Source organism: Bacteroides sp. 43_46 (genome assembly GCF_001915455.1).
In the GTDB taxonomy this organism is placed as follows: domain Bacteria; phylum Bacteroidota; class Bacteroidia; order Bacteroidales; family Bacteroidaceae; genus Bacteroides; species Bacteroides caccae.
In genome coordinates, this window is sequence record NZ_MNQN01000003.1 from 1 (window position 1) to 5,905 (window position 5,905).

The window sequence follows — 5,905 nt, forward strand, 5'->3', positions numbered from 1 at the left end:
ATAACTCCATCTTGTTCTATTGCAGATTGCTTTGCCATATTATATTGCTTTATCTCCTAAAACTTCTTCTATGAATTTGAATGAAGACAAAATATCAGCTTCACCAGCTCCTACAGCTACCGTATGCTCAAAGTGTGCAGCACATTTACGATCCCTAGTCCTCACAGTCCATCCGTCACGTTCCATAATCACTTGCCGGTCTCCTAAAGTAATCATAGGTTCTATTGCAATGCAAAGACCTCGTTTCATCAAAGGACCATATCCTCTCTTGCCGTAATTAGGCACTTGGGGATCCTCATGCATATTTTTACCAATGCCATGACCAACAAACTCACGCACTACACCATAAGAATGAGACTCACAATACTGCTGAATAGCATATCCGATATCTCCGATTCTCTTTCCTTGTACTGCATTCTGTATGCCAATATATAACGCTTCTTTAGTTATCTTCAACAAATTACGAATTTCTTCGTCCACCTCTCCTACACAAAAAGTATAAGCAGAATCTCCACAAAAACCGTTCATATATGTCCCACAATCCACAGATACGATATCACCTTCTTTTAGAACAATCTCTCCCGGAATTCCATGTACTACCTGCTCATTGACAGAAGTACAAATGGATGCAGGAAACGGCTCCCCGTATTGATTCGGAAATCCTTTAAAAGTTGGAGTTGCTCCATGGTCTCTAATAAATTCTTCAGCAACTTTATCCAACTCACGTGTAGTTACACCAGGCTTCACCACCTTGGCAACCTCTGCAAGAGTCCTACCGACAAGCTGGTTACTCTGACGGAGCAATTCTATTTCATCTTCTGTTTTAAGAAATATCATTTCTATTCTAAAGAATTAATATGCCGCTACACCAGCGCGTCCTTTAATACGACCTGATTTCAACAGACCGTCATAATGTCTCATCAACAAATGACTTTCAACCTGTTGCAGTGTATCAAGAACCACACCTACAAGAATTAACAAAGATGTACCGCCGAAGAATTGAGCAAATCCGGCCTGTACCCCAAATATACCGGCGAATGCAGGCATAATGGCAACTAAAGCCAAGAAGAAAGAACCCGGTAAAGTAATACGAGACATAATATCATCAATATACTCTGCTGTTTTCTTTCCTGGCTTGATACCAGGGATAAAACCATTATTTCTCTTCATATCCTCAGCCATCTGAGTCGGATTGATTGTTATTGCAGTATAGAAATATGTAAATAATATAATCATTACCGCAAAAACAAAATTATACCAGAAACTTGTATGATCTGTAAACGCATGCAAGAAACCGCCTGCATTATTTACATTGTTAGAAAAACCGATAAATGTAATTGGAATAAACATGATTGCCTGAGCAAAAATGATAGGCATTACACCAGCAGCATTCACTTTCAAAGGAATATACTGTCGTGCACCACCATACTGCTTATTACCTACAATTCTCTTTGCATATTGTACAGGAATCTTTCTCACTCCCTGAACCAAAAGAATTGCAGCGCCAATCACTAACAATAAGAATACGACTTCAATTATAAACATAATCAGACCACCACTCTTATTTGCCACTCTGGACACAACTTCTTGTATCAAAGCATCAGGGAAACGAGCGATAATACCAATCAAGATAATAAATGAAATACCATTACCAATACCTTTATCAGTGATTCTTTCACCAAGCCACAAAATAAACATACTACCTGCTGCCAAAATAATGGTAGAGGTAACCATAAACAGAGTCCAATCTAATGAAGCATTTAAGGAAGGGCCAGCCTGCATTTTAAGATTGAGCAAATAAGAAGGGGCCTGAACTAACAATATAGCAATCGTCAGATAACGGGTATATTGATTCATTTTTCTTCTGCCGCTCTCACCTTCGCGTTGCAATTTCTGGAAATACGGCACAGCGATTCCCAACAACTGGATTACGATAGATGCAGAGATATAAGGCATGATTCCTAATGCAAAAATAGAGGCATTAGAAAATGCTCCTCCAGAGAACATATTTAACAAGGCTAAAAGGCCTACCCGGCAACACGACATATGAACCAAAACGGTAAATTGCCACAAACAATATGGTGATGAGGATCCGCTGTCTCAGATCCTCAATCTTCCATATATTCTTTAATGTTTCAATAGCTTTTCTCATTGAATCAGAGTTTTACTACAGTTCCACCAGCAGCCTCGATAGCAGCAGTTGCAGTCTTAGAGAATGCATGAGCCTCTACTTCCAGCTTGTTAGTCAGAGTTCCGTTACCCAATACTTTTACCAACTGATTTGAAGAAATAAATCCTGCTTCAATAAAGTCATTAATACCAACCTTAACCAAGCTCTTAGCTTCAGCAAGTTTCTGGATTGTATCCAGATTGATAGCTTTATATTCTACACGATTAATATTCTTAAAACCAAATTTAGGAACTCGACGTTGAAGAGGCATCTGACCTCCTTCAAAACCAATTTTCTTAGAGTATCCAGATCTTGATTTAGCTCCTTTATGACCTCTTGTAGAAGTACCACCTAAGCCAGAACCAGTACCACGTCCTATTCTTTTTCTTGTCTTAGTAGATCCCTCTGCAGGTTTTAAATTACTTAAGTTCATATTGTAATTCGTTTTATTATTCAACAAATAATTACTTAACAATGGCAACCAAGTGTTTTACTTTATCTACCATTCCAAGAATTGAAGGAGTGCTTTCGTGTTCAACCACGCGGTTCAGTTTACGAAGTCCCAGTGCATCAAGAGTTCTTTTCTGATCAGCTGGAGCACCAATTCTACTTTTAACTTGTTTAATCTTTATAGTTGACATATCTCCTCCTTATCCTCTAAATACTTTTTCAACACTAATACCTCTATTCTGAGCAATCATTCTTGCATCACGCATTTCACTCAAAGCTTCGATTGTAGCTTTAACAAGATTGTGCGGATTTGAAGAACCTTTAGATTTTGCCAAAACGTCAGTAATACCAACACTTTCCAATACAGCACGCATAGCACCACCCGCTACAACACCAGTTCCGTGAGATGCAGGTTTGATGAATACTTCAGCACCACCAAATCTAGCTGATTGTTCGTGAGGAACAGTACCTTTCAATACAGGTACCTTAACCAGATTCTTTTTAGCTGACTCAACACCTTTAGCGATAGCAGCTGTTACTTCACCTGCTTTACCAAGGCCCCAACCAATGATACCTTCTTCGTTACCTACAACAACAATTGCAGAGAAACTAAAAGTTCTACCACCTTTGGTAACTTTAGTAACACGATTAATAGCAACCAATCTATCTTTCAGTTCTATATCGTTAGTTATCTTAACTCTATTATTAACTCCTGCCATAATGATTAAAATTTAAGTCCACCGTTACGAGCAGCATCAGCCACTTCTTTTACTCTCCCATGATACAAGTAACCATTACGGTCGAAAACATTTTAGCAATCATTTCACCAACTTTAGCAGCTTGATCTTTTTTAGCGACTTTTTCAGTCATACCCAAAGATGAAGCAGCAGCTAATGTTTTACCAGAAAGATCATCGATAATCTGGACATAAATTTGCTTGTTACTTCTAAATACACTCATACGCGGACATTCAGTAGTACCTGAAACTTTATTGCGTACTCTATATTTGATTTTAACTCGTCTTTCTATTTTTGTTGTCATAATAATCTAATTTTATATGAATTACTTAGCGCCGGCTGATTTACCAGACTTTCTACGAATTACTTCGCCAACAAACTTAATACCTTTACCCTTGTATGGTTCAGGTTTACGGAAAGAACGTATTTTAGAGCAAACTTGACCAAGCAACTGTTTGTCACACGATTCCAATATAATAAGAGGATTCTTATTTCTTTCAGATTTAGTTTCAACCTTTACCTCAGCAGGCAACTGAATGAAAATATTGTGTGTATAACCTAAAGCCAGTTCGATAATGTTACCTTGGTTAGAAGCACGATAACCTACACCGACAAGTTCCAACTCTTTTTTGTATCCTTCAGATACGCCCACAACCATGTTATGAACCAAAGAACGATACAAACCGTGGAAAGCATGTTTCTGCTTCGGGTTATCAAGCATTTCTTTATCGTTTTCTGTTAAAGTTACGTGTCCGTCTTCAATGGCAACATTGATAGCAGGATTCACATATTGGCTCATTTCGCCTTTGGGTCCCTTTACGGTAACCACATTATCCTTAAGAGTGACTGTCACTCCAGCTGGGATACTAATGGGTAATTTTCCTATTCTTGACATTGCTAATTCCTCCTAAATTAATATACATAACACAAGACTTCACCACCGATCTTCAGTTCTGCAGCCTCTTTGTTAGTCATTACACCTTTGGAAGTAGATATTATAGCAATACCCAACCCATTAATAACACGCGGCATATCTTTATATCCAGTATACTTACGCATACCCGGAGAAGATACTCTTTCTAACTTTTTGATTGCGTTAACTTTGTTAACAGAATCATATTTCAAGGCAACCTTAATAGTTCCTTGAGGACCATCTTCTACAAACTTATAGTTAAGAATGTAGCCTTTCTCAAAAAGAATCTTAGTGATTTCTTTTTTCAAATTCGAAGCGGGAACTTCAACAACTCTGTGCTTTGCACTAATCGCGTTCCGCAACCTCGTTAAATAATCTGCTATTGGATCAGTCATATAAAAAATAAATTAAATTAATCAGGACTACCCTGACAATATTTAAACAATAATTACCAGCTTGCTTTTTTTACGCCCGGTATCAGTCCATTAGATGCCATTTCACGGAATTGAATTCTCGAAATTCCAAATTGGCGAATATAACCCTTAGGACGGCCAGTCAGTTTGCAACGGTTATGCATACGAATCGGATTAGAATTCTTTGGCAACTCTTGCAACTTTTGTGCAGCTTCAAAAGCATCAGCAGGATCACCTGTTCTTACGATTTGCTTCAAAGCAGCTCTTTTCTCGGCGTATTTGGCTACTAATTTAGCACGCTTTACTTCACGTGCTTTCATTGATTCCTTTGCCATATCTATTAGTCTTTTTTAGCGTTTTTAAAAGGTAAACCGAATTCCTTTAGCAATGCATAACCTTCTTCATCTGTCTCCGCAGAGGTTACAAAGGTAATATTCATTCCGAGAATTCTTGTAATACTATCGATATTTATTTCAGGAAAAATGATTTGTTCCTGAATACCAAGGGTATAGTTACCTTTCCCATCAAACTTACTTTCGATACCTTTAAAGTCACGAATACGAGGAAGAGCTACACGAACGAGTTTCTCCAAGAATTCGTACATTCTTTCACGACGCAAAGTTACCATAACACCAATCGGCATTTTTTTACGTAACTTAAAATTTGCGATATCTTTACGAGAAATGGTAGCTACGGCCTTCTGACCTGTGATAGCTGTCATTTCATTGATTGCTACTTCAATAATCTTCTTATCAGCAACAGCCATACCTAAACCTTGATTGATAACAATCTTTTTAAGTACGGGTACCTGCATTGTTGAAGAATACTGGAACTGTGATTTCAATGCAGGTGCGATACGATCTGCATATTCTTTCTTTAGGCTAGCAGTATTACTCATTACTAAATCTCCTCTCCTGATTTTTTAGAATAACGCACTAGAGTTCCTTCTGAACTCTTTTTTCTCCCAATACGCGTTGCTTTACCAGTTTTTGGATCAACCGGGTTCAAGTTTGAAATGTGGATAGAAGCTTCCTGCTTCACGATACCACCTTGCGGATTCTTTGCATTTGGCTTAGTGCTCTTAGACACCATGTTGATACCTTCAACAAATGCACGTCCTTCTTTAACAAGAACCTTCAATACACGACCAGTTTTGCCCTTATCTTCACCAGCATTTACGTAAACTGTATCGCCTTTTTTAATATGTAATTTACTCATTACT

9 protein-coding genes and 2 pseudogenes are annotated in these 5,905 nt (G+C 38.0%); all 11 read right to left on the minus strand.

Annotated features, from left to right (window positions below; all coding sequences use genetic code 11):
• Positions 1-39 precede the first annotated feature (39 nt).
• Positions 40-837: a type I methionyl aminopeptidase gene (gene map / locus BHV72_RS00060; protein WP_286853219.1), complete on the minus strand. Its 798-nt coding sequence runs from the start codon at positions 835-837 to the stop codon at positions 40-42.
• A 15-nt stretch (positions 838-852) separates the two neighbouring features.
• Positions 853-2,152 (minus strand): annotated as a pseudogene (secY, locus tag BHV72_RS00065) (preprotein translocase subunit SecY).
• Between the two features lie 4 nt (positions 2,153-2,156).
• A complete protein-coding gene (gene rplO, locus BHV72_RS00070) occupies positions 2,157-2,603 on the minus strand; it encodes a 50S ribosomal protein L15 (RefSeq protein WP_005675440.1) in 447 nt (148 codons plus the stop codon).
• Between the two features lie 31 nt (positions 2,604-2,634).
• A complete protein-coding gene (gene rpmD, locus BHV72_RS00075) occupies positions 2,635-2,811 on the minus strand; it encodes a 50S ribosomal protein L30 (RefSeq protein ID WP_004296332.1) in 177 nt (58 codons plus the stop codon).
• 9 nt (positions 2,812-2,820) lie between these two features.
• Entirely contained in the window at positions 2,821-3,339 is a 519-nt protein-coding gene (rpsE, locus tag BHV72_RS00080) for a 30S ribosomal protein S5 (RefSeq protein WP_005675439.1), read from the minus strand.
• 5 nt (positions 3,340-3,344) lie between these two features.
• A pseudogene (rplR, locus tag BHV72_RS00085) lies at positions 3,345-3,661 on the minus strand (50S ribosomal protein L18).
• 21 nt (positions 3,662-3,682) lie between these two features.
• Positions 3,683-4,252, minus strand: coding sequence for a 50S ribosomal protein L6 (gene rplF, locus BHV72_RS00090; RefSeq protein ID WP_004296335.1), 570 nt, complete (start codon positions 4,250-4,252; stop codon positions 3,683-3,685).
• Between the two features lie 17 nt (positions 4,253-4,269).
• Positions 4,270-4,665, minus strand: a complete 396-nt coding sequence (rpsH, locus tag BHV72_RS00095) for a 30S ribosomal protein S8 (protein WP_005675435.1) — start codon at positions 4,663-4,665, stop codon at positions 4,270-4,272.
• 53 nt (positions 4,666-4,718) lie between these two features.
• A complete protein-coding gene (gene rpsN / locus BHV72_RS00100; RefSeq protein WP_004310885.1) occupies positions 4,719-5,018 on the minus strand; it encodes a 30S ribosomal protein S14 in 300 nt (99 codons plus the stop codon).
• Positions 5,019-5,023: 5 nt separating this feature from the next.
• Positions 5,024-5,581 carry a 50S ribosomal protein L5 gene (rplE, locus tag BHV72_RS00105; protein ID WP_005675434.1) on the minus strand — a complete coding sequence of 186 codons (558 nt, stop codon included), beginning with the start codon at positions 5,579-5,581 and terminating at the stop codon, positions 5,024-5,026.
• A 2-nt stretch (positions 5,582-5,583) separates the two neighbouring features.
• Positions 5,584-5,901, minus strand: coding sequence for a 50S ribosomal protein L24 (rplX, locus tag BHV72_RS00110; RefSeq protein WP_005675433.1), 318 nt, complete (start codon positions 5,899-5,901; stop codon positions 5,584-5,586).
• Positions 5,902-5,905: the final 4 nt, after the last annotated feature.

Coding starts and splice junctions, on each gene's coding strand:
- rpmD (WP_004296332.1), bottom strand. CDS start 2,811: ATGTCAACTATAAAGATTAAACAAGTTAAAAGTAGAATTGGTGCTCCA.
- rpsE (WP_005675439.1), bottom strand. CDS start 3,339: ATGGCAGGAGTTAATAATAGAGTTAAGATAACTAACGATATAGAACTG.
- map (WP_286853219.1), bottom strand. CDS start 837: ATGATATTTCTTAAAACAGAAGATGAAATAGAATTGCTCCGTCAGAGT.
- rplX (WP_005675433.1), bottom strand. CDS start 5,901: ATGAGTAAATTACATATTAAAAAAGGCGATACAGTTTACGTAAATGCT.
- rpsH (WP_005675435.1), bottom strand. CDS start 4,665: ATGACTGATCCAATAGCAGATTATTTAACGAGGTTGCGGAACGCGATT.
- rpsN (WP_004310885.1), bottom strand. CDS start 5,018: ATGGCAAAGGAATCAATGAAAGCACGTGAAGTAAAGCGTGCTAAATTA.
- rplE (WP_005675434.1), bottom strand. CDS start 5,581: ATGAGTAATACTGCTAGCCTAAAGAAAGAATATGCAGATCGTATCGCA.
- rplO (WP_005675440.1), bottom strand. CDS start 2,603: ATGAACTTAAGTAATTTAAAACCTGCAGAGGGATCTACTAAGACAAGA.
- rplF (WP_004296335.1), bottom strand. CDS start 4,252: ATGTCAAGAATAGGAAAATTACCCATTAGTATCCCAGCTGGAGTGACA.